Origin of the sequence: Synechococcus sp. H55.10 (genome assembly GCF_047502715.1) — a bacterium.
Lineage (GTDB): Bacteria > Cyanobacteriota > Cyanobacteriia > Thermostichales > Thermostichaceae > Thermostichus.
Map to the genome: position 1 here is coordinate 1 of NZ_JANSJJ010000081.1, position 922 is coordinate 922.

General features: G+C 55.9%; 2 protein-coding genes. Both read right to left on the bottom strand.

Going from position 1 to position 922, the window contains the following annotated elements; all coding sequences use genetic code 11:
- The coding region (locus NW858_RS06585; protein ID WP_414520154.1) for a type II 3-dehydroquinate dehydratase at positions 1-266 on the bottom strand (266 nt) is incomplete at its 3' end.
- A 222-nt stretch (positions 267-488) separates the two neighbouring features.
- A complete protein-coding gene (locus NW858_RS06590; RefSeq protein WP_414366108.1) occupies positions 489-638 on the bottom strand; it encodes a hypothetical protein in 150 nt (49 codons plus the stop codon).
- Between the last annotated feature and the right edge of the window lie 284 nt (positions 639-922).

The window sequence follows — 922 nt, forward strand, 5'->3', positions numbered from 1 at the left end:
AGATGTGTATATGAGACTGGGCGGGCGCGGTGGACGGCATCAACCAACACTCCCTCATGGTTAGACTGCAGGATCTCCAGCTTTGCCCCAAGAACTTCTGCCTGCTGGTGGAGCGCCCGATCGATCTGCTCTAAGGACACCGCGCCGTAGATGCCTACTTCTCGCACCCCTAGCAAGTTGAGGTTGGGACCGTGCAGAACCAGAAGGCTGAGGAGCTCGCCACCGGAAGCGATGGCAGTCGGATTAGCGACGACGATGGGATCCATTTTCTACGGGAATGGGGGCAGGTTGGGGCTCAGGACTTCCCAGAAGGGTATCAATTACACGTTCCACCCATTCGCGGAGCTTTTCGAGAACTTTTTCTACCCAATCCATCCGACCTGCCTCGTAGGAGTTACAGAGCCATCAACGGAGCTTGACCAATGGATCTCCATGATAGCGCTTTTTCTCGACAAGCGTAGAAATGGGGAGCTGGAAATACCATCGGACTAGTAAAGGGCGCTCAGGAGCACGATATCCACGATCAGGAGGGCACCTGCAAAGGCCAGCAGGCTGCGCACAATTTGACGCTCTTGTTTGGAGCGATGGGATCCGCCAAGACGGAGCCAGCGGAGCGAGTTGGGGAGGCGGTACAGCATAGCAACAGTCGATGAGATTCTAGACTCGGGAGCGCCAACGCCCCAAGGTGATCATGCCCCATTCTGTGAGCTTCGGATCCCGGCGGACTTCCCCACGCTGGGGGGGAATACCAGCCTGGCTATGGGGATCAATTCCTTCTAGAGTGGGGGTTAGGCCATTTTTGTTGTCGATGACCACTCCTCTAACTCAAGCCGAAACCGTTTTTCAGCGTTGCTGGGATCACTGGCAATCTCTGGCCAGGCGTCAGGACTTGCAGCCAGAGTACAAAGCTTTATCCACTCTC

What these genes read in the sequence shown, in the direction of transcription:
- NW858_RS06590 (WP_414366108.1), bottom strand. Translation starts at nt 638, where the DNA reads ATGCTGTACCGCCTCCCCAACTCGCTCCGCTGGCTCCGTCTTGGCGGA.